Below are 25,011 nucleotides of genomic sequence, written 5' to 3'. Positions count from 1 at the left end.
TGAATCTCTTCTTCTCACTATTTTGGTTGCTAACTTGCTCAAAAACTTATTTCTAAACAAAATATCGTACCGGATTAGTATTGACGTCTGACAAACAGAGTGCGAAATTACTAAAAATTCCTGATAAATAGTTGTATAATAAATCTTTCGTAAATACTTCGCTTTCAAAATGCCCGATATCACAGATCATGATGCGGTTATCGGCATCAAAAAATTCATGATATTTATAATCAGCAGTAACAAAAACGTCTGCTTTGGCTCTAATCGCATCTGATAAAAGAAAACTTCCGGCACCTCCACAAACAGCAACCCGCTGAATTTTTTTATTTAATGGTACCGTGTGTTTAACAAGAGACGTCTGCATTTGGTTTTTTAACAACTGTAAAAATTTTTCCGGCTCCAGAGCTTCCGCAAGTTCTCCAACTGCACCTGCACCCACTTCCTGGTTCTCATTTTCCAGATTTTGAAGATAATAGGCAACCTCTTCATAAGGATGATTCTCCTTCATGATTTTCAAAATTGAAGATTGCATGTAACTGGGAAACATCACTTCGATTCTATTTTCTGTTATTTCTTCTTTATTTCCCCGCGTTCCAATGGCCGGATTTGCGGATTGGCCGGGTTGAAAAGTGCCGGTACCTTCCGTGCGGAAACTGCAATTTTTATACTGACCAATTTCTCCTGCACCTGCGGCAAACATCGCATCCAGAATAGATAGTGTATTTTCAACGGGAGCAAAAAAAGTAAGTTTTGTGAGCAACTGCTTTTTCGGAGACAATATTTTTACATCGCCCAGACCAAGTTTTTCTGCGATTTTCCAGTTTACACCCTCAGCGACGTGGTCGAGATTTGTATGAATGGCATAAATAGCAATATCATTTTTGATTGCTTTGATGACAGTCCTTTCTACATAATTGCTGCCGTTTAATCTTTTTAACCCTTTAAAAACAATCGGATGATGTGCTACAATCAGGTTGCAATTCTTTTCAATAGCTTCCTGGATTACTTCTTCCGTTGTATCTAACGAAAATAAAATCCCTGTTAGGATGGTAAGGGGAGATCCTACGAGTAATCCGGCATTATCGTAACTTTCCTGATAGGAGGGGGGAGCAAGTTTTTCAAGTTGATGAATAACGTCTTTTATTTGTCTCATTTTTTTAAGGTGCAACTATTTGATAGCCAGAATGAAATTGTTTTTTTGAATTTTTATTTGCAAATTAAACAAGATTTATTTGTCAAACGTATTGCAATCAAGAATAATAATACTAGTTTTGCACCACAATAACCCGGAACGACGGGCGAAAGTTAACTTGGTTTGGTAGTTCAGTTGGTTAGAATACATGCCTGTCACGCATGGGGTCGCGGGTTCGAGTCCCGTCCAGACCGCCAAGTTTATTGAAGGATTGAAGCTATTGGTTTGGTAGTTCAGTTGGTTAGAATACATGCCTGTCACGCATGGGGTCGCGGGTTCGAGTCCCGTCCAGACCGCACATTAAGTGCTCAAAATTGGTTAAAAGCTTGCAAATCATAGGTTTGCAAGCTTTTTTATTTCCCGCAAGTACTCAAATCATTCAAATTTTCTCAATCCTTAGGGGATAAATTCGGTTACCCGGAAACGGTATCCGTTTCGGGTAACCGAATTCCTTGTAAGGTTCTTATTGACAGTAAGTTGTCCATCATTTGGACATCTTGTCTGGTCTTTTTTGAAAAGTTAAATTTGATAACATATAAACAGAGGCTTATGGAAACAAGGATGAGTATTCTTTTCTATGGGAAAAGAGCGAAAATGACAAGGGCTGGTTCCAATTTATTTACGGGTTACGATCAATGGTAAAAGGTTTGAAACCAGTATATTCTAATCAACAGGAATTGATCGGAGAAGGAGAGGAAGTTTCTGTTGACAGTTTCAGGGAAAGGTGGTTGGGGCAAAACGCAAAATCAGTCACGTTACTTGACGTTTTCCGGCGTCATAATGATCAAATAGAGCGGCTTATAGGAAAGGGTTATGCCGCTGCAACGCTATTGAAATGCAAGACTAGCCTGAAATATACCTGTGATTTTATTCAATGGAAGGAAGTATGGAATAAAAGACATAAAACTGAGCAGGTTGAATCAAGAGTTTATCTCAGAGTTTGAATTTTGGCTTAGGAGTGAAAAGAAATGTGCCCATAATACCGTAATGAAATACCTGACTAATTTCAAAAAGGTGGTTTTGATCGGTGTCAAAAATGACTGACTTGCAAAGGATCCGTTTTCGGCCTATAAAATGAGCCGGGAGATAGTCATCCGGTTTGCTCTGGCAGAGGCCGAATTGAAAAAAATACTGAAAGGGATTTCCAAAATACACGCCTGAACCAGGTTCGGGATGTATTTTTATTAAGTTGTTATGCGGGCTTGGCATACATCGATGTAAGCAAACTTAGGCATACATATTTTATAGATGGTTACGGTGGTGAAAAATGGATTGTTTTTGATCGCGAGAAAACCGATGGTCAATCCCGGATTCCGTTACTTACTCCTGCATTAATGATTTTGCAAAGATATAAAGACCCTCCTCTGTGCGTTAACAGTACCCGGCTGCTACCAGTGCTTTCCAGCCAGAAACTTAATGCGTATGTGAAAGAGATCGGGGACCTATGCCGGATTGTCAAAAATTTAACCTTTAACCTTGCCAGGTATACCTTTGCTACCACCGTGACGCTTACTATAGGGGTTCCAATAGAACGTGTCTCCAAAATGCTGGGGTGATACCAGTATTAAAACAACCCAGATCTAATGTCCATCTTTTCAGGCTTTTCAGTTTCGTTCGTGCCGGATGCAATCGCAAGGAGTTTACTTATTTCAGATTCTGACTGCTCTTCCAGCCGTTTCATATATTCATAACTCATCGCCGCGCGGTGGACCGCTTTATGTTTACTGGCGTTTGCTTGAATTTTGGTGCCGTCCAAATACACATTCCCCAGCTTTACCAAGCTTAACTCTTTGCCAATAAGTAATTTTTCCTTAAACCGGCCCTTGATTTCGCCAAGAAAATGCTTACGGAAACCCGCAATCGTGTCATGGTCAGGGTGCTGATTGCCAGAAATAAAACGAAAGGTGATGGAATCATATGCGGTCCGCCGCGCTAAGATATTTCTACCGGAGTTGGCTTTTGATTAATCTAAATTAAAGTTTATCATTAGAATAATCATATGACGTAAATCTAAAAGCCGCTGCGGTGGAATAGCCATAAAAGATCAAAGTCAGAAGTAATTTTGGATCATAGGCGGCAGTGCCAGTACCACGATATTGTGAATAAATCTTTGAAAAATCCAGCTTATCGACTATCTCAACAGTAAATCGGGCTAAATGATCCTGTGGCAACCATTCTTCAAGATCATAAGGCATAAATGTCGTTTGCCCCCGGTTGGCTCCTGCAAAATGTTTCATAACCTGAAGATACAAATTATTTTTAAACGTTAAGGACCGACAGCCTGCTCCCAGGGATTTAACTAAAATTCAGGCGAACGAATGTGAAACTCAATATATTTTAGCCCATATATTAGACAGTCCGCTAATTGCAGTAGATCTAGGAGATGTAAAGGATGATGTAACTCAAGCAATGGTAGATGAAGGATTGCCTGAAGCTAATGCAAACGGGGGGGCAAAACAAAATGCATATAAACACGCTCTGCTTTATGCATATATGTATTGTGAAATTGGGGAACAAAATGCAGACGCTATTGCTTCATTACATGAAGTGTGTAATGGAATTAACAGGGATCCAACTCCCGCAGAGAGAGATATGGATACATTTAACAACGCCAGAGGCAAGGATATTGTTAAGGCAAATGGCTGCGGAAGTAGAGGGGTCTTGAAATTAGCAGTATGGCAGGCATATCTTAACCAAGTATTACAAGATATTGACGGAATCGAAACAAGTCTATGATAAATTACTTAATTAGTTTTAGCATATTCTATTTTAGTTTGTTTGGTAACCAACCAGATGAAGGTTGTGTATCTGAAACAATTTCTTACATGGATTGGAAAATGATCTTTCCTTCCACTGTTGGAGACGCCGTAAAGGCGCATCAGCTGGATTATAAACCTCCTGGCTTTTATTACAAAAATTTGTCTAAAAATAACGGAGAAGTAATTTTGACTTACAAATACAAATTATCTGATTTTAATAACGAATATCAACCCAAAGAAACACTTTTCCCAAGAGAATTAGATTCTTATATTTTCCGTTTTCCTGAAAAACCAGGTTTACAAGATTCCCTTAAAATTGCACTGGAGAAAACATATGGAAAAAAGTTTCAGCTTACAAAGGCGGCTAGTTCACCCAAAGCAGTGAAAGTTCAAAAATATGACTTCCTCTTTTTAAGTGTTAATTCATGTACTACAATAGGCATCACATCTAGTCCGGAAATGCAAAAAAGTGATAGAAAGATTGTCGTTAGGTTTCTTTATAACCATTCACCTGAGGAACAAATTTCAGCAATGAGAGGATACTTATAATCTAAAATTTTAAACAGTTTATATTCATAAATTATCGAGTAATTACACCAAGGGTATGTGATTGATGAAAATAAGTTTATCTCTCCTGAATCCTTTGAGCATATAGATCAATTGGGGAATTACTCTTTAATACAAATTCAGCACTTTGGGGAAAGGTTTAAGACCATTGAGAAACTAAACGATTAGTTCCCCAGCGTATATTTTCACCCATTTGTTAGAAAAACCTCTATATGGCAAAACTGACATTCACTGGATCTTAAGTATGAATAATTTCTCCTGTTTTTATTTCATCAGATGCAAGGATGTCAAAGTGAATAACGCTTCCGTCTTTCGGGTGACGTAAGTATCCCCAACTGCTCCTTGTATGATTTTTCAGGTTTAATATTTGGACTATAATCTATTGATTTACTGGTTGTTATTTGTTTTCCTTTAAGGAGCCCTGATTATAATTGCAATGTCTGAGGCCCAAATTCTTCGAAGTGGATAGCTTCTTTTTTTATGCCTCTGCCAACCAGCTCTTTGTAATGTTTGGTAATGAATGCGCCCGGGCCGCAGATGTAATATTCCGCATCTGGCGACAACACTTCGGGGTCTAATAAGTTCAGATCCACCCAGCCTTTATATAAATTCTCAGAACGTGCCTGCTCATCAATCTGGTTATAGAATATATGCTTTTTTACTTCCTGCTTTTCTCCTGCCCAGTATTCAATAACATCTTTAAAAGCATGTACATTTTTGTCCCGACAGCCGTGGATCCATGTTTTTGGTTTTTTGCTTCCGCTTTTAATCAGATTTTCAAGCATACTGATCAGAGGAGTTTGTCCAACGCCTCCGCTGATGAACACGACCGGATGATCGTTCTCAGTATTGAGCGTGAAACTACCCGCAGGAGCAGAAACTTCAATGATATCGCTTGTGTTGACAAAATCATGGAGCCTGTTGCTGATAATTCCATCCGGATTAACGTTTACGGAAACTTCCTTTTTTACGGAAATACGGTAATATTCGCCATTTGGCGCACTGGAAATACTGTATTGCCGGGGTTGCAGCAAATTAAGCTCAGGTATAAAAAGACGAACGCTGATATATTGGCCGGGTATGAAATCTGCAACAGGACCGTTGTCGGTAGGATATAAATGGAAAGAAGTTATCTCGCTGGACTCGACAATTTTCTCTTTTACGATAAACGGTTTCCAACCCGACCAGCCGCCTTGCTTTTGAACTTGTTTACTGTACAATTTGTGTTCGTGCCCTGACATAATCTGCGCGAGCTGATTGTAGGCGACTTCCCAGGCATCCAGGATCTGCGGTGTTGCGGCTTCACCCAATACTTCTGAAATGGATGCAAGCAGATGTTTTCCCACGATCAGATAATGCTCCGGCCTGATATCCAGACTCATGTGTTTTTGTCCAATCCCGTCAATAGCAGGCATCAAAACTGCCGGGTTTTCAATATGTTCCGCGTAAGCCAGAATGGCCATTGCAAGCGCAGTTTGTTGTCTCTTGTTTTGCTGATTGCCCATGTTGAAGACATTTTTCAGTTCTGGATTGTGTTTGAACATCCGTTTGTAAAAATGGTCAGTCAATAACACACCATTTTCTTTCAAAACTGGAACTGTGGCCTTAATCAAGTTTTTTTGATCTGTCGTAATCATATTTTTTGATTTAAATACTAATAAATTGTAATTGATGCTGGGGCTTCTTAGCCCTGAATTAATAAACACAGGCTGTCTTCGTTTGCTTCGAGCGAGTGAAGAAGGTGAACCGGAATTTCCAGGTCATCGTGTTTGTGAAGAAAAATTCCGGTAATATCTGTTTTGTAAACCACCGACCCTTCCATGACCAGAAGACGGGTAGGGAATGTCGTTTTATGCTCTTTCAATACCATTCCCTTTTTCAATGCGATTAATATCGCCTTAAAGTTTTCGTTGGACTGAATGATTTTGACCACGGGTATAGTGGCTGTTTCCAACAGGTTCAATACGTTTTTGATTATCACACTCATTTGATTTATGTGTCGTCACGGATTTAAATGATATATAAATACCTTTTTATCTTTTATTTTCAGCTGAATTAACTGCAGCTGGTTAATTGTTCCATCATTTGTTCAGCAAAGGTACTTACAAAAATAAATAATAAAATACTTTTTTATCTTTTATTTTTATAAGTGTTACCCGAAGGCGGTCAGCTCTTCAATCAAAGTTTATTGTTTTCGCTTTCAAACACAATTTTTGATTCTTTTCAAATAAAAGAGTTTTAAATCTTTATTTAAAAAGAATAGTTACTTTTGTATCGTAAATAAAATGAAAGATGGTTTTCTCCAAGACGTGTGAGTATGGGATTAGGGCAGTAATTTTTATTGCTCAGAAATCGGAGAACGGTGCTAAGATCGGTATTAAAGAGATCGCTGCAGGTATTGATTCACCCGTTCATTTTATTGCAAAAATTCTTCAGGATCTCAGCAAAAGAGGGCTTGTACAGTCCACCAAAGGGCCAAACGGCGGATTTTATATCGACAAGGTGGCACAAAAAAGAACGCTGGCCGATGTCGTAAGAGCGATTGACGGAGAAAATATATTCATTGGGTGCGGATTAGGGCTTAAAAACTGCTCAGAAACAAAACCTTGTCCGTTGCATAGCGAGTTTAAACTTATCAGATCCGAAATACAAAAAACACTAAGTTCTGCTACGATCGGCGACTTTAATGAAAGTCTCAATCTTGGATTAAGCTTTATTAAGGAAAGATAAAATTTAATACACATGTACAATGCTATCCGTAGTATGAGCATTGCGGAGATCTTTATGTAATCTTAAGTGCTATGTCTCACAACCTTCATTTCAAAGAGCATACCAACATACACAGTTTTTTTTTCAGTGAAAGGAAAAGTTTGGCACCGGCTGGGTCAGATTGTTCAGGACGCCCCAACGAGCTGGCAGGCTATCGGGCTTGCCGGACTGGATTATCAGGTCGTGAAAACGCCTGTCAAAACCTGTTCTTTCGACCTTCGTGTAGAGGATATCGGTGTTGGGGTCTCGGTCGTGGATCCATAAAGTTGTTGGACACGAAAATGAAATAGGTGTCCGATCCGGCTTTCATAGGCTCATAATAATGATTAAGCCTGTGCATTAAGGTTACAGGCGGGAAATATTTGTATCAGTGAGGTTAGTAAGATCAGAATTCCCAGGGTACCAGAAAATGATTTATATAGTATGATATGAGGATTGAGAGAAAATGTTACTGAAAGGGAGCCTGAACTAAATTTCTGCGTCTTGCAATTTGAAGAATCTTTACTGTCATCATAGCCCATAAAGCGAGAATGAAGATGCCGTCCGCGTTAAACTGAAACGTTTGGCCAACATTTTCATAGGCTTTATCTTGGCAGACAGTAAAGTTATCTGTAAAGAAGACAGGATTTAAATAGATCCGGGTTTGATTGGCATAAGTAAAAGTAGCCCTGGCATAATGCTCAGCCGGGCGAAGCACAAATTTTACGCTATTGGTGTTTTTAAAGGATTGAATGGTTTTTCCGTTTTGCCCTGTCAGTACAATATGGGTGGCGGGCTGACTCATCAAAATACATACAGAATCCATTGATGTAGTCAGTTTTTCAAGATATGGAACTGTGTCCGGATTCTGGTTTCTACCGATAATTACCCCGTAACTTTGACCGGATTTTAACGCCTTTAAAACTGACTTTTTACTATTTTCAGCCGCGTTGACGAAAGTACAGATATTTCCCAGCTGGTCTTTGGTTACAGCATTATGAAGATCATCGTTGGCAATTATAAATGCCTTTTTTCCAACCGATAAAGCCGTATCCCAAAGGTCAGTTGATATTGTTTTAGAATTCAAAACTTCAATGGCATCGTAGCCGCTGAGCGAACACAAATCCTTCGCTGTATAACCAGAACTTAAATCCGGATGATTCAAGGCAACAAAATTGCTCTCATTGCTCAGGCGGTTTATAATATTCTGTTTGTTTTCGGTGGTCTGCGTGAATATATAATCGAGCTTTTGAACCTTGGCACTGCCCAGTACGAGCTGATGCGTTTTAGTGAAATTGTAGCCATGTTCGTAAGCGGAAATATAGTTAGGCTCACCGGACCGGGTCGTATCAATGTTTTGATGATTGGAAATACAGTGCACCCCGTAGTGCAATGATTGATAAGCATTATGAACGCTGCAGGCCACTTCGTAGTTGTTTGAAATTCCGTCCCATCCTTGCGCGTGGGCATGGAAATTACATTTGATCCAGTGGCCGGGCTTTATTGCCGCATAGGGATTAAAAAGATCCGGTCCGCTAAATGCAGCGCCTTTGGTAAACACAAATCGTGGGCAAAAAAAATATTGATTAACGGCCAACAGAAGCACAATACTCAGGAGCATGTATAACATTATCAAGAGCGTTTTGATCAGGCGGTATTGGTTTGTTTGACTTTGGGCCATAACAGCTTTTATAAAAGAACTACTCCGAAATGCCAAATGCGTTGCTGTGAATACTTTTCAGTTTTCGCTCCATTAATTTTTTCTTTTTCGGAATAAGCCGCCGGATCAGCACAAGCCATACCGAAATCAGGATTGTGCCCAAAAGCCTGAATGTTAATGTTTCGGTATTGTCATCAACAAGCTGAAATGGGATATAGCCGGATTTGGGAATAAAAAATACCGGATTTAAATACACTTGCGTTCCGTTCTTATAAAAGAAAGTTGCGCGGACGTAGTGATCATTTTCCCGCAGCACATACTTGATGTCTCCGGTATTTTTGAAATGAGCCAGTATTCGTCCGTTTTGGCCCGTAAGGGTTACTTTTTTCGCGGACTGATCCATCTGTATCGAAATCGTGTCCTGGCTAAGCGATAAATTTTGCAGCCTTGGAATCGAATCAATCTGCTGTTTTGAACCGATTACAACGCCGTAACTTTGTCCGGTTTTTAGTGCACGGAAAACGTTTTCAGCCTGGTTTTCAGATACATTTACAAAGGTGCACATCTGCCCGAGCCTGTCTTTTGAAAAAACATCGTGGATATCGTCATCTCCGACAATAAAGACTTGTTTACCGGCAGATAAGGCTGCGTCCCACCCAGCTGTTGAGATGACCGAAGGGTTTAAAACCTCCATACAATCATAACCGTTCAGCTTTGAAAGTTCATCAGTGCTATAGCCCTTTCTAAGACCAGGGTGATTTAAAATAACTACTGAGCCCGTTTGATGAAGCCTTTCGATGATATATTGTTTGTTGTTTATGCTTTGGGTAAACAGATAGTCAAGCCAGGTTACTTCGCTGCTTCCCAGGACCAACTGATGTGTTTTGTTATAATTGTAGCCATGCTCATAGGCGGAGATATAATTAGGCTGACCAGCTTCTGTGGTATCAATATCATGATAGTTAGAAACGGCGTGAAAGCCATAGTGAAGATCTTTATAAGCCGCATGGATATCCTTTGCCGTTCCATGTCCGTTGGTAATGCCCAGCCATACCTTAGTATGCGCGTGAAAGTTACATTTTACCCAATTTTTAGTGGTAATTGATTTATAGGGATTATAAATGGCCGGCCCACTGAAAGGTATTGGCTTTTCAAATTGATAACGTTTGCCGAAAAATTCCTGATTAATGAACAGGCCAACGCAGCAGGTTAAAAAGAAAAGAATTACAATAATGAAAATTCTCATAACAGGAGATAGTTAATGCTGCCTTGATGGCGTAAGTAAGAATGGAAGGCTTTTGGGTATATATTTTGGCTGCAACAAGCTGCTTTTAAAACTGAACCATCCCGCAAATTTTGCTTACCAGGACAAATTCTTGGGTTGACAGTATTTGAAAGAAGTTGTGTAAAGCAGATATGCTCTATACTGGCTCATGCCGTAAAGTATTGTAAGGTGTTTTCCATTCAGCGTTTAATATTGCAGTATCCTGAAAATGCAGGATTTGAGTAATCCTATGACTTTGCGGTGTGGGCATAAAAGCTAAATTTTAATTGACAAACATGTTTTAATCACGTTACGTAAGAGAGGACATAATGGTGGGGTTTGTAAATAAGAAAACCTTAAAAAGAATACACCAACCCCACCATTTCGAAGGACGCTCGTATTGGGCATGTGAGATTATACATGGGGCACAATTGGATGGTTCATTTAGAAATACTTGATACTCGTACCAACTCCTTTGGTTTCGAAATCGAATTGATTAGAAATCTGATCCGAAAAAAAATTGGCATTCAAAAAGTAGAAGTATTTGTCAGCCGCCTGATTATTTTCAGTGGTTTCAACCTTAAAGTGATCTCACCGGCGCTAACCTATGTTACTGTTTTATCTTTTACCAGAGTACTAAAACCGGACACAGGTGTTCGTATACGAACAGAATAAATGTAAAAATGTGCACCATTGGGCCTGAGCCAATATTTATGTAGCCGGTATACTATTTGCAGCCTACTTAATAAATTGCTTTGCTTATACCGGATATTTAAAATAAAAATTATGTTTTCGAATTACTTTAAGATAGCCTTCCGCGTTCTTTGGCGCAATAAAATTTATGTAATTCTCAACGTACTGGGCTTAGGCTTCGCAATTGCCTGCTGTATATTGGCATACCTCAACTATAACTACCGGGCTAACTTCGACAAAAATCACGTCAACACTCAACGTATTTATCGATTAAACAGTACAAGGCTGGTTGATGGAAATGAGCAGCCCTGGGCTGTTGTACCTCTGCCACTAGCACAGGTTGTGCAAAAAGAGCTGGCGGGCGTAGCACGCATTGCCAGACTAAGCAGCGCTGGCGTCATTGTAAAACACAAGGATAATACATTCAAAGAACATATTTACTACGCAGACAAGACGCTGTTTGATTTTTTTACCTTACCTCTGAAATTTGGAAGCCTATCTGGCTTTGATCAGCCTAATCAGTTAGTAATCAGTGATTTTTTTGCTCAGAAATACTTTTCCGGGCAAATGCCGGTCGGTCGGTCACTAACGATCGTTGGATCGGATGGGAATCCTAAGTTGTATGTGGTTACGGCCGTTATGCAAAAAGTTCCGGCGAATTCAAGTTTTCAGTTTGATCTTGTCACCTCCTTTGAAAACGGGTTGGTCAGTGGGAAAGGAGATCTTAGTCAATGGGCGAATCCTGGTTTTTTTTCCACATTTGCAGAATTGAAAGATGAGAAGGCGGCCCGCTTCATCACTGCCAATCTTAATTCTTACGCAGCACTTCTTAATCGGAACCGCACAGATTGGCCCGTAAAAGGTTTTACCCTTCAGCCTTTCTCTGAGCTGGCCGCCAGCTCAGATATTGATATGCCGGGGTACGTCTTTGGAAGCCAGCTCACAGACAATCCCCGTGGTGTTCTTGTGATTGTTCCGGCGATTATGTCGTTGTTTATTTTAATAATTACCTGTTTTAATTTTACTAACATTTCCATTGCATTTGCCAGTCGCCGATTAAAAGAGATTGGTGTGCGTAAAGTAATAGGAGGGCTTAGGAGTCAATTGATAAGGCAATTCTTAACAGAGAATATTGTTTTGTGTTTGATCGCTTCCTTACTGGCGCTTTTGTTTGTCAGTATACTGTCGCCAACAGTTATTGAGCTTACCCATGTTGATCTTTCGCCTGACTATGGCAAAGATTACGGCTTTTGGTTATTCCTTCTATTTATTCCCATAGTTTGTGCTGTTTTTTCGGGTCTGTATCCAGCTGTTTACATCAGTTCCTTTCAGCCCGTTCGGATTCTTAAAGGCAAAACGTCTCTTGGGGCCTCGAACCGTTTTACGCGTTTTTTGCTGATTGCACAGTTTAGTCTGTCGTGCTTTTCGCTGGTGGTCGGCATTGTCATGACACAGCATGCATCCTTTCAGCAGAAAACTGATTTTGGGTATTCGATCAATGAGCTCGCCGTTGTAGAAATCAATAGTGCGCAAGAGTACAGCGTTTTTAATCAAACCATCCAGCAAAACCCTGACATCAAAAGCGTAGCGGGATGTACCCAACAAATTGGAGAGAACACATATACGCAGACTGCCAAAATGCCAAATGGAGAAATACAAGCACAAGTAGCTGACATTGGTGGGAAAGATTACCTGAATACGATGGGAATTCGCTTGGTTCAGGGACGTCATTTTTATGATAGCGGTGCTGATGCAGATGAATCCATTCTGGTCAATGAGACTTTTTTAAAACAGTTGGGAGTGAGCCGGCCACTCGGACAGCGCGTTACTCTGGATAGTACAAATTATACGATTGTCGGCGTTGTGAATGACTACAAAGAGTATGGTTTGCACGATCTGGTTCCGCCTTGTGTACTTCGAATGGCCAGACCCAGTGAGTATAAATTTATGGTTGTGCGGTCCAATGAAGACAAATTGCCGCAGTTAGCGAAATATCTGCAAGCCGCATGGCACAACATCTCACCGAATGAACCGTATCGGGGTTTTTTACAATCTGATCTGATCGAAAAAGAGATCCGGATGACACGGGGCTTCAAGTCTATTTCGTTTTTTCTGGCCATCGTCACCTTACTTTTGTCAGCGTCAGGTATGTTCGCACAAATTTCACTGAATATTGACAAACGAAGTAAAGAAATCGGTATGCGCAAAGTACTTGGTGCTTCTGTTCTGCAAATCATTGGACTGGTTAACCGGGAATTTATTCGTATCCTGTTGATTGCCTTTGTCGTTGGTTCTGTTCTGGGTTATTTGTTTACAAGTAAGTTTATTTTTCAAGTTATTTACAAATATCACCCTGATGCAGGGCCAGAGCCTTATCTGGGGACATTCGTTATTGTCCTGCTTTGCTGTGGTCTGATCATTGGTGCGAAGGTTTTCCAGGCGGCAAAGGCAAATCCAATAGAGCGATTACGTAATGAATAGCATGTATTTCTTTCGCAGTGTAATCAAAATAATGGTAAGCGTGGTGCTGCAAGATTTACCGCCAGGGGGAACGTCATAACAAGGACGGTTTGAAAATTAAAAGCCTGAATGTATTGGGTATGATATTGCGTGTTCCATATTGCCGGTTTGCTTCAGCGTGTTCGGATCTACGACAGAAGAATTGTTGGAATCTCCATTAAAAGTGAAAATACGGTTGGTGTTTGCATCGTAAACAATGGCATCTGCCTTTTTAGCACCTGTCAAAGTAATTGTAGTAATCTTTTTAAATCAAAAACAATAACCGCATTGGCATTTCCGTCACTAATAAAGCCTCTGTTTAGTTTATTTACAAAGGCAATTCCATGCACTTTTTTTTATACTTATTTGGATAATACTGAAGCTGAAATTTTATCTGAGTTTATAAAGCACCTGAACTCTGGCTCCGAACGCCCAGTTTTCCCGGTAGTAAACTACGTTCCGGGTTTGCAGAGTAGCAAAAGGGCTAACCCGGAAAATAAATTTGTTCCAGTACCTTTCCACTCCGGCATTCAATGTAATATTATTCAGAAGGCCCACGGGAAGGCGGGCACTATAATCACCGTGTTCAAAAGATGTATTGTTTTCTTTATAATCAAATGTGATCTTATTTCTGCTGTATAATGAAAGGTCGGTTCCCAGACCGAAACGCAATGCCCAGTTGCGGTCAAGATAATGGTGGTAATAAATGGAAACGGGCAGTTGCAGCAGCTGATAATTTTCTTCAATATTGAGCACATCAAAATTTTGCGGCACATATGGGGCATACAAGGCCCTGAAATTTTTTCCGGTTTTAGTACCGTATTGTTCAGCTGTAAAGTACTGATCTCCGATGATATCCAGCCACCGAAGTCCGGTTTGAAAGCTCCATTTTTTGCTTAGGCGCACTTCTCCCAAAAGCGACCCTCCAAGCTGACTGCTACCTGCATCGAAACCGGCGCCGGTATACAAGCCCATATGGCTAAGCCGCGGTTTAAGCCAGTCAGCACCAAATGTTTTCTTTTTCTGCGAATAAGTGGCAGATTTTTTCGGGACCTTGACAAAAGGCAGGCCTGGTGACCCGCTATTTGATGAGAACTTTTTCAAGTAATTCAAATTGCGAATAGCCATTTTCTTAGTATTTGGTTCATCCGAGGTTCGGGTCAAATCGTTAGCATATGTCCGATAGATCTTCTCAGTTGAACCACCGGAGTTTTTTTGACCCGACGAGTTTTCTGAAAGAAAAATTTTGTCCGATAAGTTACCCTTCGGTGATAAAAGTGAGTCGGCACTATGGTTGATCATCAAGCCACTTTTACCGAACTTGTTTTCGTTAGGACCAGCCTTGATTGCCAGGTTTAACCCTGCTTTGGGGAATGAAATTTCCATATGACTGGCTAACGAATCAGGATCTGCCGCTAATTCTGTCTGCTGTGAAGAAGTTTTCCATGGAGCCAGTTGTTGTGAATTGATATTTTGATCTGTTTCCGGTAGCGTATTTTGATTAGCAAGCTGTGGTTGAGCTGTATTTATGTAGCGGTTAACGTAAATTGTATCTACTCTGGTAAGGGTTCTGACCGTAGGGATAATATTAATTGCCGAAATTCTGACTTTCAGTGAATCAATCGAATATAGTAGTTTTATTTCGGTATTAAACTGCACATAATTGTACAACAATGACGCAACCAGGCTTGAGCAAGCCGCTGCATAAATCAGATATTTGCTCCACGGAATTAACGGTATAATCTTCCCATTCGAAGTAATGAAGTTATGGATACGTTCCACTTCGTCTTCGTCAGTTCCCGGATGCAGATCCAGTAGTTTTTTTCGAAATTCTTCATCAAATTGGTCAGTTCGCATTAAATCCTCTGTTTGGCCAGTGATAGAGTTGATACAAATGAGGATAATATATTTTTATCATTGCCTGCAATTTTCTTCGCGCGTCTCTCAGATTAGATTTTGATGTCCCTTCCTGAATACCTAACATGTCTGCAATTTCTTTATGAGAAAAGCCATCAATGACAAACAAAGTAAAAGCCATTCGGTAGGCAGGAGGTAGTCTTTGCACCAGCGTCAGGATTTCCTGTGCAGATATTTCGCTCAGAATGTCACTGCTGCAATCCGAAATTTCAACACCCTCCATACTGACCTGCTCGTGCCATTTCTGATTTTTACGGTAATAATCAATGGCCGTATTGATCATGATTTTTCTAAGCCACGCCTTGAAAGGTTGCGAATGATCGTACTTCTCCAGATTAACAAACACCTTTAAAAAACCGTCATTAATTAATTCCTCCGCTTCTTGTATATTGGCAGCATACCGAAGTGATATGCTTTTGGCATAACCTGTAAATTGTCTGATCAGGCAGCGTTGAGCCTGCGGATTTCTCTCCTTACATGCAAGAATCACGCTGCTTAAATCCTGTTCGCTGAAATGATTTTTCCTTTTAAATAACAAGATACAATCAGATTTGGAAATCATCTTCTCCATACGGAAGGTGCGCTGTGAAGGTGGGGTGTAATTCTGAATTTTTGTTGGAGAAAATAATTAAAGTAAAAATGACCCCACTATTTTTTAGACTGTACGTAATGGTAATTATGGCAAGATTTCCATAATCCTTCTTTAAATTTCTTGATCTTGAAGACATTCATTCTTTACATTGAATCAGCACCAGATGAAATCCGGGTGGCAATCCTGATCCTTTCACTTGCCCTGTTATGGAATGCGGAAAACCTTACCGCTGATTATAACAAATGGCAACACGCCCGAAGGAATGCATTATTTATTTTGACAGCTGCGCCGGTCCAGTTTCTTCTGGGGACAGCCTTTGTTGCGGCGTTCGATTGGAACCAGCAGCATTATTATGGGATGCTCAACTGGTTTTCGTTTAAAGGCTCCTTGTTAGCCGAATTTTTTACCACCTTTATTTTGCTTGATTTCTTTGAATATGTTTACCATATACTCATGCATAAGTATAGGTTTTTATGGAAATTTCATATTGTACACCATAGTGACCCGGTTGTTGATGTTTCTTCAACGCTCAGAGAACATCCCGGGGAAACCTGTATTCGTCTGCTTTTTACCTTGCTTTGGGTTGTTATCTGCGGCGCAGCCTTCTGGGCTGTTTTGATCCGTCAATTTGTTCAGATTATTTCGAATGTGCTTGCGCATTCTAATTTGAGACTTCCCGTTAAAGTTGACCGGATTGTGGGCTGGCTTTTTATTACCCCCAATCTTCATCATGTGCATCATCATGATAAGCAACCCTTTTCGGATACGAATTTTGGAGATGTTTTAAGTATCTGGGACCGGATGTTTGGCACTTTTGCCAGGCTGGACGCACAGCAGATCCAGTTCGGGATCGATACGATAGCATGTCCGGAAGAGCTAAGCCGTTTTGACAGGTTACTGATGATCCCTTTTAAATCAATGGAGTCATCTCAAACCGATGCCGGTCAAATGGTTGCCGAGTCTAAATTTTGACCAATTACAATCCTGTTTATTATGAAATTCAACTTGGAAACTCTTCAGCACTATTTGTTTATCAATCAAGGCGTGCCACCGGAAAATGTTACGCTCGAAACCGAGTTCAGGAGTCACCTTCATATGTCGGTTGAGGACATCCGTAAAATGCTTGGTTTTATAACCGAAAAAACCGGTGTTACATTTTCAAGTGATTCTGATTACTATCTGACAGACGTTTTTGAGCTTCTTATTCATTTGATGATTCGTTCCATTAACGTAGAAATCTCGGAAGAATTTTTTGCAGGTGTTGCTGATTCAGATAAATCCGTGGGCTGGCAGGAGTTCCTCAATAAAAAATTCAAACTGCCTTTCCATGCGGTTCAGCTTAGTTAAACGTATTACCTAAACTTTAAAGAATACAATTTATTACATCCGCCGTCAATATGATCATCTGAATGTGGGGTGATCAATATTGACAGAATCAAAAGGAATATCACTTATTAATTCTAACCTTCCCAATAGCTATGTAACCTTGTGGCAGAGCGAATAAATATCTTCAAACGCATGCCTTTAAAAACTTGCCAAATCACAATAGACATCGGGATAACCGTACAATTTTTATTGAAGGACCACCTTATGATTTCTCTTTCCCCATTTATACTGATGCGTCCAGTAAGCCACTTTCATTGATAAAAACCCGATTCCGGCACCGACGAGCACATCGCTGATGTAATGCCTGTTATTGGCAACACGCAGAAGTCCAACCGAGGAAGCAACCGTGTAAGAGGCATAGGGCATCCATTTGTAACGGTCTTTGTATTCCTCACTCAAAAATGTCGCCGCAGCAAAAGCCTGGGTTGTGTGGCCCGATGGAAAGGAAGTATAAGCACTGCCGTCGGGACGCAATTCATGGGTCATTTTTTTCAAAAGGGTGGCAGTTCCGATAGCCAGGATTTCTCCCTTTAATAAAATAACAGACCTGTTCATAAAATCAGTTTTGGATTTTATGCCGATAGCATCGAGTCCGTAGGCTATTGCAAAAGGTGAAAATTGGAGATAATCGTCCAGATTGGTTTTGAAACGCGGCATATGTTCGTTACGTTCTTCGGCCACCTCATTTTTGATGGATTCCTGTGAATGTCCATTGGCAAGTAATCCCGCCAAGACCAGTGCGGCAGGCGCGTAAAGTTGTTTGGTCGAAAACCTTATTTCATGATGCAGGGAATCGGCAGCCTGGCAGAATACCTGCGCAGGAAACAATAGAATAACTATGGAGTAAACCAAAAAGTGCTTCATGATCTTAGATAGAGGAATTGAAACGGATGGGTTAGTTTTCTGTACTTGGGGCATTATGCAGGAAATCATTTCCCTGGTCTTTTCCTTTTTTAAATTCAAGCTTCCCGAATTTATAGGTCAGGCTGATTCCAAAAGAGCGGTAAGGGACAAGGACCGTGTTTGTGGCTACGTAATTGCCGGTTTTAACGGTGGTAACCTGGCTGATATATTTCGTAAACGGATTTGTTGCCGTGAAACCAATGCTTGCATTTTTATGGTAAAACTGCTTTCTGAAAGCAAAGTTGTAGGTAAGCTGCTGCGGCCTTTTTCCCTGGATCGTGTTGATGGCAGAAGAATAATTTCCAAAACCTTCCAGGCTTAGATCTTTTGGAAGCTGGTATGTTGCGTTCAGATTAAAGCGCCAGTTGGTCCCGTTGGTCACATTTCCACCAAGCAAATTATTGACAACACGCTTCTGGGTCACCACAAAATTTCCACGAAGATTTAAACGGTCGGTGATGGGCATGGAGCCCGACAAACTCACGCCGGAGTTATATTCTATACCAATATTTTGACGGTTGGTTACCGAAACATTCTGGTATGTGGAATCCCCGATCATATACGATGGGTAAAACGTTGTGTACGGCTTGATATCGCTGGTGTTGATCCGTTCGATCAGAGCGATGTAAACACTTCCCCCGTTTTTGAAAGGTTTGTTGTAACCCAGCTCAAAATTATTCCCGATTTCAGGTTTTAAAAGCGGATTTCCAGCCGTGATATTGTATGGGTCACTCAGGTTCATAAACGGGTTGATTTCCCGGTATTCTGCTCTTTCAATGCGGCGCGTAAAAGCCAGTTTGACGGACTGGTCGTCCTTGAAATTATGAGAGAAAATTAGTGACGGAACCAGATTGTTGTAAGACGGAATCGAGGTGTTCGGGTAATCAATTTTAACGTCGGTGTGCTCAAATCTTGCTCCGGCTTTAATATTCAGCCAGTTAAACATGGAAAAAGTAGTTGATAGATAACCAGCATAAATCTTCATGTTATAGCTCAACTGGTAAGATTGCGTCGGATCATGGACAAACTGGTTTTGAGCAGGCGTGAAAACGCTGATGTCAGCAATGCTTTTGATATCCTGTAAAACTGTTTTTACACCGGTTTCAATAATAAATCCTTTTTTGACCGGATGCGCGTAGTCAATGGAAATATTGGTCTGTTTATCATTTCCGGGCGTATTGCCCATCGTTCCGGAGTTGGCAAAAGATTCTCCGTTATAACTTTGGATCTGACTGTAATTATTGCGTGGTTTTCCAAAACTGGAACTGTAAAGGACATTCAGTTCCTGTCCTTCTTTTTTTAATTTTTTGATATAATTCAGACTCCAGTCAAAAGCACCAATACTATTTTTACTGGAAGAATTGCGAAGAATATCCTGTGCCAAAATCGGGATTGCTGCTTGATTATATGTCGTCTGGTTAATATTGGTAAGACCGCTTCCACTACTGCTGAAACTGTTGTAGCCAAAAGATCCGATCAGATTATCTTTTTTACTGATCGTCCAGTCAAAACCAAGGCCGGAGCGGTAACCGCTTCTTTTAAAATCCTGAAAACCATTTTGCAAAAGACGAGTTGTGGTCGTGTCAGTAACATTATTGGAAAGACGGTCCTGAGTACTTGGCGTTCTGGAACTAAGCTGTTTATTTCCGCTGAAAAAAGCATTGATGCCAAAATTGTTTTTTCTGAAATTCAAATTTGCAGAACCATTTTCAAGTCTGGTTCCTGCAGTCAGGCTGACATTCCCATTGATGCCTTGCAGCTTGTTGTCTTTGAGGATAATGTTAATAATTCCACCGGTTCCCTGCGCATCATATTTGGCGCCCGGACTTGTGATAGCTTCAATACTTTTGATCTGGCTGGCGGGAATTGATGAGAGCGCATCGGTGAGGCTGTTTCCAAAAACGCTGGATGGCTTGCCATTGATTAAAAACCGGACATTGGGATTTCCCTGAAGCTCCACATTGCCATCAATATCAACCGAAACCTGCGGTACTTTTTTTAGTACATCAAGCGCTACGCCGGCCTGGGAAGTGATATCATTTGCCGCGTTATAAACAATTTTATCAATCTGGTTTTCAACAATATTTTTGTTGCCGGTGACTGTCACTTCTGCCAGGACATTTACGGTAGGCGTTAAGGTAATTGTATTCAGTGAAACCGTTTTTGAAGAGCCGGAAATGATGACATCTTTTATTGCTCTTTTTTGATAGCCTATAAAATCAACAGTGACGGTAAAGGTACCGGAAGGAAGTCCTGTAACTTCAAAGTATCCGGAAGTGTCGGTCACGGCTCCGTTGACAATTGCATTTGTTTGCTGATTGGTAATCCCGACGGAAGCGTATTCCACAGGCTGGTTTGTGGAAGCATCCTTGATTTTACCGGTTACTTTAAAGTTTTGTTTATTTTGGGAATGAGCACCAAAAACAACAGAAAAGAAAAATAATATGCTCAAAAATATTGGCCTCATAGCTAATTTGAAAAGATGATGCAGTAAACCTAAAGACCAATTCTGAATTTTTTTTAGAGAAAATTACAGATTTGAAAAAACTTGAAAAATTAATTCCATTTTAATGTGAACTGATGGCGGTTTTCCAGGAAGGAATACCGGATCGCGATGTCAAGCTGATCACAGATTTGCTTGACAATGGAGAGTCCTAATCCATTGTGCTGACTATGCTGGACCTGTTTATAAAACCGGCGGAACAATCTTTTTGGATCCAGCGCCTCCATAGATCCGGTATTGCCAATGATCAGTTCATTGTTTTGCAGCGTGATCATTATAACGCCCCCTTCCCGGTTGTGGCGACCTGCATTGCTAATCAGGTTGCTAAGCAGGATATCAATCAATTCAGGATTTGATTCTATCATGAAAGGCTGAATATTGGTTTTCCATTCGATTTGGTTGTGTTGCCAGAACTCCTGGAACTGACTAAGTTTCTCTTCAATTTTTTCCTTAATGTCTACCGTTGATTTTTCCGCATATTGATGATTTTCAATCTTTGCCAAAAGCAGCAGCGACTGGTTTAATTTGGTTAGCCGCTTAATGCCTGAATAAACACTTTGCAATGCCTGCGTTTGTTTTTGGGAAAGTCCTTCTTCCTGAATGACCAGATCCAGCTTTGAGCGGATGATAGCCAGCGGAGTCTGGATTTCGTGGGAGGCATTTTCTGTAAATTCTTTTAGTACCTGATAATCCGTTTCTGCATTAATAAAAGTCTCTTCCAATAGTTTATTCATATAGTTAAACTCTTCGATGGCAGTTTTGGGAAAATCAGGAATCAGCTTTTTACCGAGTTTAAAGGTTTTCATAACCGACAAAGAATCGTAAAACGGCTGCCAGAGCCGTCTGAGAATGACCATATTTAACAGGATTGTGGAGCCGATCACGGCAAGAAGCATAATGAGGGTAATCAAAGCGACCGTTTTTGTCAGCATTTTCGTGCCTTCGATCGGTTTGCTCAGCGTAATAGCATAGTGTTTCTCTGTAACCTGCTGGCTATATGTTAACTGTCTGTAATTGTGTCGTTTATTTTCCACTTTATCCAAAAGTCGCCTGGTTTCAAACCGATCTGGCCCGACGGCTGTTGTCAGCGGCAGATAGGTCACCTCTGTTTCGTCGGTCACCCCGATGGCAGGAAGTTTTCCGTTAATCGCAACGTAATTTTCAATCCTTAACCGGTAATGATCCAAGGCTTCATCGAGTTCATGAACCAGTACATAATTAATGATCAGAGAGTAGGAAATTCCTGAAATCAAAAAAAGTACCACCATCACAATCAGGTTGATGCGGTTGTAACGGGCAAATAATTTCATGAATCTTAGTGGTTAATACTAAATTTATAACCCATACCATAAACCGCCTTGATATAATCGGGACAACCGGCCTGCATGAGCTTTTTTCTTAGATTTTTAATATGCGAGTAAATGAAATCGTAGCTGTCGGCCATATCAATATCATCTCCCCATAAATGTTCGACGATCGCTTCTTTGGTCACCACCTTATTTTTGTTACTTATAAAATACAACAGCAGCTCATATTCTTTTTTGGTAAGCGGGATCTGCTCATCACCAGACTTTAGAATTCGTTCAGAAAGATCAAGCGTTAAAAGTCCGATGCTGATTTTTGTTTTTCCCTCAAACGATTTCCTCCGTACAATGGCCGAAACACGGGCACCTAGCTCGGCCAAATGGAATGGCTTTGTAAGATAATCGTCTGCGCCGCTGTTAAGTCCTTTGATGCGGTCGTCCAAAGAGTTTTTAGCGCTGATAATCAATACCCCGTCGGATTTATTCATCGCTTTGAGCTCAGATAACAGGTCCAGTCCGCTGCCGTAGGGAAGTGTGATATCCAGAATTATACAGACATATTCGTTCAAGATAATTTTATCAAGTGCTGTGCGGTAGTCGTAAGCAGTTTCACAAGAAAATTGTTCGCTGTTCATGTAAGAACAGATACTATCGGACAATTCCTTTTCATCTTCAATAATCAACAGTTTCATCCGGTTTTTGTTAATCTGTGGTAAGCCATATCACTTTCAAGAGCCAAAGATTTCTACTGAATCTGAATTATTTCTGGAGTGTGAAAGGTACTGTCATTAAATTAAAGGATTTAAAATAGAATTTCTAATTTCGGCTTGTTAACAGATTTTAATGATATTGGTTTCAGGGCACATACAGCTACTTACAAGTTTAGAAAGAGACGAAAGAGAACAGCAGATTTTTCAAATACCTGGGTGTTCAGCAGATCTCGTGACCGTAAATGTTAAGTGCCCTGGAGCCAGGTTATTGCGCCTATGTAACTTTCTTATTTAGACCTTTTTAGAATCAGGAACTTATTTAATCATTGGTAATGTTACCCGTCAATATCAGATATGTTTTAAACCGATATTGCAGCAAAATCAGTTTTGATTTTAAAAGGTATGAATTCAAACGGCAGCGGATCTGCCGTGAAGTTTAGCTAGTTTCTTTTTTACACCATTTCTCTATAACACTATGCTGTCTGGCAACCGGAAAGCTATGCTTGTTTTCCTATGTACGATCGGTACAAATGTATTTTCACAAACACTCCAGCCAGGGCTTGCGGGTATGGCACCTTCAAAATGGTTAACCATCCGCAATACACACGCACCGGGGAAAGTCTACGATTTTCCAGGGGCAGGTGCAAAGAAATTTACGCATGAAGAATATTTTTTCAGGGCCTGGATTCCGGTCGTTCATAGTAAAAGGGTAACTGTTCTGATGGGGCCGAATTACCGGACCGAGCAGTTTGAATTAAAAACACCCGGAGAAAATCCAATCAGTAAAATGGCTGGCTGGAATCTTCGTTCCTATGCAATGGATATAAACTCCTTCATAAAACTTGACAGTACTTCCTGGCTTGTTACAACAACCAACATCAATAAAAGCGGGAATCTGGCCGAATTATCATTAAAACAAATTCCTGTCAATTATACAGTCTCTGCTACTTTTCTGCGCAAGAAATCTGTCAATAAGGAAATTGGGTTCGGTGCAATGATCAATAAAAGTTATAAACTTACCGTGCTTCCCGTTTTTGTTTTCAACTACAATTATGCGGATAATGCAGGTATTGAGATGATGCTTCCAAAAAGAATAGCCTGGCGCAGAAATTTATCGCCTAATGATATTCTTTATTTAAAAGCAGAATCAGTGACGAGAACCTACTATATTAATTCTTTAAGTGGAGATCTTCCCGGTGTCTACCGGCGGGTAGATGTGGATATGGGAATTAGTTATAACAAAAAACTGGGTAATTTTGGAGGCATTGATATCAGCGCAGGATATAGAAAAAATTTAAGTTCCAAACTGATTGATGGAGCAGTACCTATTAAAACGTCGGGGTTGGCATTAACTGTTGACTTTTACGTTCAACCTCCGGTATTTCATAGAAAAAGGTGATACCTGGCTTCCTGGGGCAAGAACTTCAAAAGCAATGATCATCTTGTTTTTTGAAGTTCTTTTGCACAGATAATACACAGTAATTACAAGGTGTACGGAATACTGTAGTTCAGAAAAAATTCAGAATTGGGCTGTAACTTTATTTGTTTATTCAAATGCAATGAAAACGTTTATTGTACTCCGTTTTAATATTCCGGCCTTGCAATACTTTTCCTGCGGAATGTACTTGCTCTATTTGCATTCAGACTCAACACATAGAATATGAAAAGCTAACCGACCTGCATGTTGAGCCCTTTTGTAAATTGATAGCCAAGCCCAACAAAAAAGTGGTTCTGGTCAAATAGATTATAAGTAATCTGTTTTCCGGCATTGATATGGATCTCATCATTAAATGCAAAGAAGAGTGTATTGGCATCTATAAAATCGCGGTTTAGAGGCACCATCAAATTTAAAAGATACCGGAACCGGAAATTAAAGTTGTTGCCGTCTTGCAGTTGATCATTGGCAATCTTCCTGTTAAAGCGCTCTTCGAGCCGGATCCACTGCTGGGTATGAAGCCGCTTCTGTCGACTCGTCCAAAGTATCTGCTGCCAAAGCCTGTTTTCAGGTCGAACTGTGTGCAGTCCGGCGGCAGGAAAACTACGGGCATATGCATATCCTGCTGTAAATCTAAGATGGTCATTGGCATAATAGGTAATATCTGGCCGGATAATCTGCGTAGACCAACGGTCTGAAAATTCCGTTCTTCTGGCGTGCAGATCCAGCCAGATGCCCCATTTATCTGTAAGCCTGGTCTGATTGAAATAACCCAGCCAAACCCCGCTTTGTTTATTGATCTGTTTTTGACCAAATGAAGGAAGGGTAAAAAGTATCAGCAACAGAAGGAAATATTTTCTCATAATACATCGTAACGAC

At 40.4% G+C, this 25,011-nt stretch carries 24 protein-coding genes and 2 tRNA genes; 13 read left to right on the top strand and 13 right to left on the bottom strand.

The window, feature by feature from the left end:
• Positions 1 to 52: 52 nt before the first annotated feature.
• Positions 53 to 1,153: a Nif3-like dinuclear metal center hexameric protein gene (locus tag FDK13_RS08730; protein WP_137339589.1), complete on the bottom strand. Its 1,101-nt coding sequence runs from the start codon at positions 1,151 to 1,153 to the stop codon at positions 53 to 55.
• A gap of 159 nt (positions 1,154 to 1,312) precedes the next feature.
• On the opposite strand from FDK13_RS08730, the gene FDK13_RS08725 reads away from it, so the two are divergent.
• The 4 genes from FDK13_RS08725 to FDK13_RS36575 all read left to right on the top strand — a co-directional run bounded on the left by FDK13_RS08725 (position 1,313) and on the right by FDK13_RS36575 (position 2,236).
• Positions 1,313 to 1,389 (top strand) — tRNA-Asp (locus tag FDK13_RS08725).
• Between the two features lie 25 nt (positions 1,390 to 1,414).
• Positions 1,415 to 1,488, top strand: a tRNA-Asp gene (locus FDK13_RS08720).
• A 351-nt stretch (positions 1,489 to 1,839) separates the two neighbouring features.
• A complete protein-coding gene (locus FDK13_RS08715) occupies positions 1,840 to 2,136 on the top strand; it encodes a hypothetical protein (RefSeq protein ID WP_137339588.1) in 297 nt (98 codons plus the stop codon).
• Entirely contained in the window at positions 2,054 to 2,236 is a 183-nt protein-coding gene (locus FDK13_RS36575) for a phage integrase SAM-like domain-containing protein (RefSeq protein WP_374756089.1), read from the top strand. Before FDK13_RS08715 ends, FDK13_RS36575 begins: the two co-directional genes overlap by 83 nt.
• Before the next feature lie 929 nt (positions 2,237 to 3,165).
• Here FDK13_RS36575 and FDK13_RS08710 read toward each other — a convergent pair.
• Positions 3,166 to 3,429: a transposase gene (locus FDK13_RS08710; RefSeq protein WP_137339587.1), complete on the bottom strand. Its 264-nt coding sequence runs from the start codon at positions 3,427 to 3,429 to the stop codon at positions 3,166 to 3,168.
• 172 nt (positions 3,430 to 3,601) lie between these two features.
• Between FDK13_RS08710 and FDK13_RS08705 the strand changes: the two genes are divergently transcribed.
• Both FDK13_RS08705 and FDK13_RS08700 read left to right on the top strand, forming a co-directional pair.
• The gene (locus tag FDK13_RS08705; RefSeq protein WP_137339586.1) at positions 3,602 to 3,928 is read left to right on the top strand and encodes a DUF6973 domain-containing protein; all 327 of its coding nucleotides are present in this window, start codon (positions 3,602 to 3,604) and stop codon (positions 3,926 to 3,928) included.
• A complete protein-coding gene (locus tag FDK13_RS08700) occupies positions 3,925 to 4,500 on the top strand; it encodes a hypothetical protein (RefSeq protein ID WP_137339585.1) in 576 nt (191 codons plus the stop codon). Before FDK13_RS08705 ends, FDK13_RS08700 begins: the two co-directional genes overlap by 4 nt.
• A 443-nt stretch (positions 4,501 to 4,943) precedes the next feature.
• On the opposite strand, the gene hmpA is transcribed toward FDK13_RS08700, so the two are convergent.
• Positions 4,944 to 6,155, bottom strand: a complete 1,212-nt coding sequence (hmpA, locus tag FDK13_RS08695; RefSeq protein ID WP_229215969.1) for an NO-inducible flavohemoprotein — start codon at positions 6,153 to 6,155, stop codon at positions 4,944 to 4,946.
• A 47-nt stretch (positions 6,156 to 6,202) separates the two neighbouring features.
• Positions 6,203 to 6,505 carry a cupin domain-containing protein gene (locus FDK13_RS08690; RefSeq protein ID WP_137339584.1) on the bottom strand — a complete coding sequence of 101 codons (303 nt, stop codon included), beginning with the start codon at positions 6,503 to 6,505 and terminating at the stop codon, positions 6,203 to 6,205.
• 305 nt (positions 6,506 to 6,810) lie between these two features.
• Here FDK13_RS08690 and FDK13_RS08685 point away from each other — a divergent pair, with 305 nt between their 5' ends.
• Both FDK13_RS08685 and FDK13_RS35330 read left to right on the top strand, forming a co-directional pair.
• A complete protein-coding gene (locus FDK13_RS08685; RefSeq protein WP_137339583.1) occupies positions 6,811 to 7,248 on the top strand; it encodes an RrF2 family transcriptional regulator in 438 nt (145 codons plus the stop codon).
• Positions 7,249 to 7,374: 126 nt separating this feature from the next.
• A complete protein-coding gene (locus tag FDK13_RS35330) occupies positions 7,375 to 7,551 on the top strand; it encodes a hypothetical protein (protein WP_170982749.1) in 177 nt (58 codons plus the stop codon).
• A 184-nt stretch (positions 7,552 to 7,735) separates the two neighbouring features.
• Here the strand turns inward: FDK13_RS35330 and FDK13_RS08680 are convergent, their stop codons facing one another.
• On the bottom strand, positions 7,736 to 8,896 hold the full coding sequence (locus FDK13_RS08680) for a CehA/McbA family metallohydrolase domain-containing protein (protein ID WP_137339582.1): 1,161 nt from the start codon (positions 8,894 to 8,896) through the stop codon (positions 7,736 to 7,738).
• 70 nt (positions 8,897 to 8,966) lie between these two features.
• Positions 8,967 to 10,172 (bottom strand): CehA/McbA family metallohydrolase domain-containing protein, encoded by a 1,206-nt coding sequence (locus tag FDK13_RS08675; protein WP_137339581.1) that lies wholly within the window; start codon positions 10,170 to 10,172, stop codon positions 8,967 to 8,969.
• Between the two features lie 453 nt (positions 10,173 to 10,625).
• Between FDK13_RS08675 and FDK13_RS08670 the strand changes: the two genes are divergently transcribed.
• Together FDK13_RS08670 and FDK13_RS08665 are read left to right on the top strand one after the other, a co-directional pair.
• The gene (locus tag FDK13_RS08670) at positions 10,626 to 10,865 is read left to right on the top strand and encodes a hypothetical protein (RefSeq protein ID WP_137339580.1); all 240 of its coding nucleotides are present in this window, start codon (positions 10,626 to 10,628) and stop codon (positions 10,863 to 10,865) included.
• Positions 10,866 to 10,976: 111 nt separating this feature from the next.
• The gene (locus tag FDK13_RS08665; protein WP_137339579.1) at positions 10,977 to 13,364 is read left to right on the top strand and encodes an FtsX-like permease family protein; all 2,388 of its coding nucleotides are present in this window, start codon (positions 10,977 to 10,979) and stop codon (positions 13,362 to 13,364) included.
• Between the two features lie 408 nt (positions 13,365 to 13,772).
• Here the strand turns inward: FDK13_RS08665 and FDK13_RS08660 are convergent, their stop codons facing one another.
• Together FDK13_RS08660 and FDK13_RS08655 are read right to left on the bottom strand one after the other, a co-directional pair.
• A complete protein-coding gene (locus FDK13_RS08660) occupies positions 13,773 to 15,239 on the bottom strand; it encodes a hypothetical protein (RefSeq protein ID WP_137339578.1) in 1,467 nt (488 codons plus the stop codon).
• Entirely contained in the window at positions 15,229 to 15,870 is a 642-nt protein-coding gene (locus tag FDK13_RS08655; protein ID WP_229215968.1) for an RNA polymerase sigma factor, read from the bottom strand. Before FDK13_RS08655 ends, FDK13_RS08660 begins: the two co-directional genes overlap by 11 nt.
• 147 nt (positions 15,871 to 16,017) lie before the next feature.
• Between FDK13_RS08655 and FDK13_RS08650 the strand changes: the two genes are divergently transcribed.
• Both FDK13_RS08650 and FDK13_RS08645 read left to right on the top strand, forming a co-directional pair.
• A complete protein-coding gene (locus tag FDK13_RS08650) occupies positions 16,018 to 16,863 on the top strand; it encodes a sterol desaturase family protein (protein WP_137339577.1) in 846 nt (281 codons plus the stop codon).
• Positions 16,864 to 16,884: 21 nt separating this feature from the next.
• A complete protein-coding gene (locus FDK13_RS08645) occupies positions 16,885 to 17,238 on the top strand; it encodes a hypothetical protein (protein WP_137339576.1) in 354 nt (117 codons plus the stop codon).
• Positions 17,239 to 17,463: 225 nt separating this feature from the next.
• Here FDK13_RS08645 and FDK13_RS08640 read toward each other — a convergent pair whose 3' ends face one another.
• The 4 genes from FDK13_RS08640 to FDK13_RS08625 all read right to left on the bottom strand — a co-directional run bounded on the left by FDK13_RS08640 (position 17,464) and on the right by FDK13_RS08625 (position 22,679).
• Entirely contained in the window at positions 17,464 to 18,141 is a 678-nt protein-coding gene (locus FDK13_RS08640; protein ID WP_137339575.1) for a phosphatase PAP2 family protein, read from the bottom strand.
• 31 nt (positions 18,142 to 18,172) lie between these two features.
• Entirely contained in the window at positions 18,173 to 20,647 is a 2,475-nt protein-coding gene (locus FDK13_RS08635) for a TonB-dependent receptor (protein WP_137339574.1), read from the bottom strand.
• Positions 20,648 to 20,736: 89 nt separating this feature from the next.
• Positions 20,737 to 21,993 (bottom strand): sensor histidine kinase, encoded by a 1,257-nt coding sequence (locus FDK13_RS08630; RefSeq protein WP_137339573.1) that lies wholly within the window; start codon positions 21,991 to 21,993, stop codon positions 20,737 to 20,739.
• 5 nt (positions 21,994 to 21,998) lie between these two features.
• Positions 21,999 to 22,679 (bottom strand): response regulator transcription factor, encoded by a 681-nt coding sequence (locus FDK13_RS08625; RefSeq protein WP_137339572.1) that lies wholly within the window; start codon positions 22,677 to 22,679, stop codon positions 21,999 to 22,001.
• Between the two features lie 517 nt (positions 22,680 to 23,196).
• Here FDK13_RS08625 and FDK13_RS08620 point away from each other — a divergent pair.
• Positions 23,197 to 24,096, top strand: a complete 900-nt coding sequence (locus tag FDK13_RS08620) for a DUF6268 family outer membrane beta-barrel protein (RefSeq protein ID WP_137339571.1) — start codon at positions 23,197 to 23,199, stop codon at positions 24,094 to 24,096.
• Positions 24,097 to 24,365: 269 nt separating this feature from the next.
• On the opposite strand, the gene FDK13_RS08615 is transcribed toward FDK13_RS08620, so the two are convergent.
• A complete protein-coding gene (locus FDK13_RS08615) occupies positions 24,366 to 24,995 on the bottom strand; it encodes a DUF2490 domain-containing protein (protein ID WP_137339570.1) in 630 nt (209 codons plus the stop codon).
• Positions 24,996 to 25,011: the final 16 nt, after the last annotated feature.

Origin of the sequence: Dyadobacter frigoris (assembly GCF_005280585.1) — a bacterium.
Taxonomy (GTDB): Bacteria; Bacteroidota; Bacteroidia; order Cytophagales; family Spirosomataceae; genus Dyadobacter; species Dyadobacter frigoris.
This window is presented reverse-complemented; position numbering and strand designations above follow the sequence as displayed.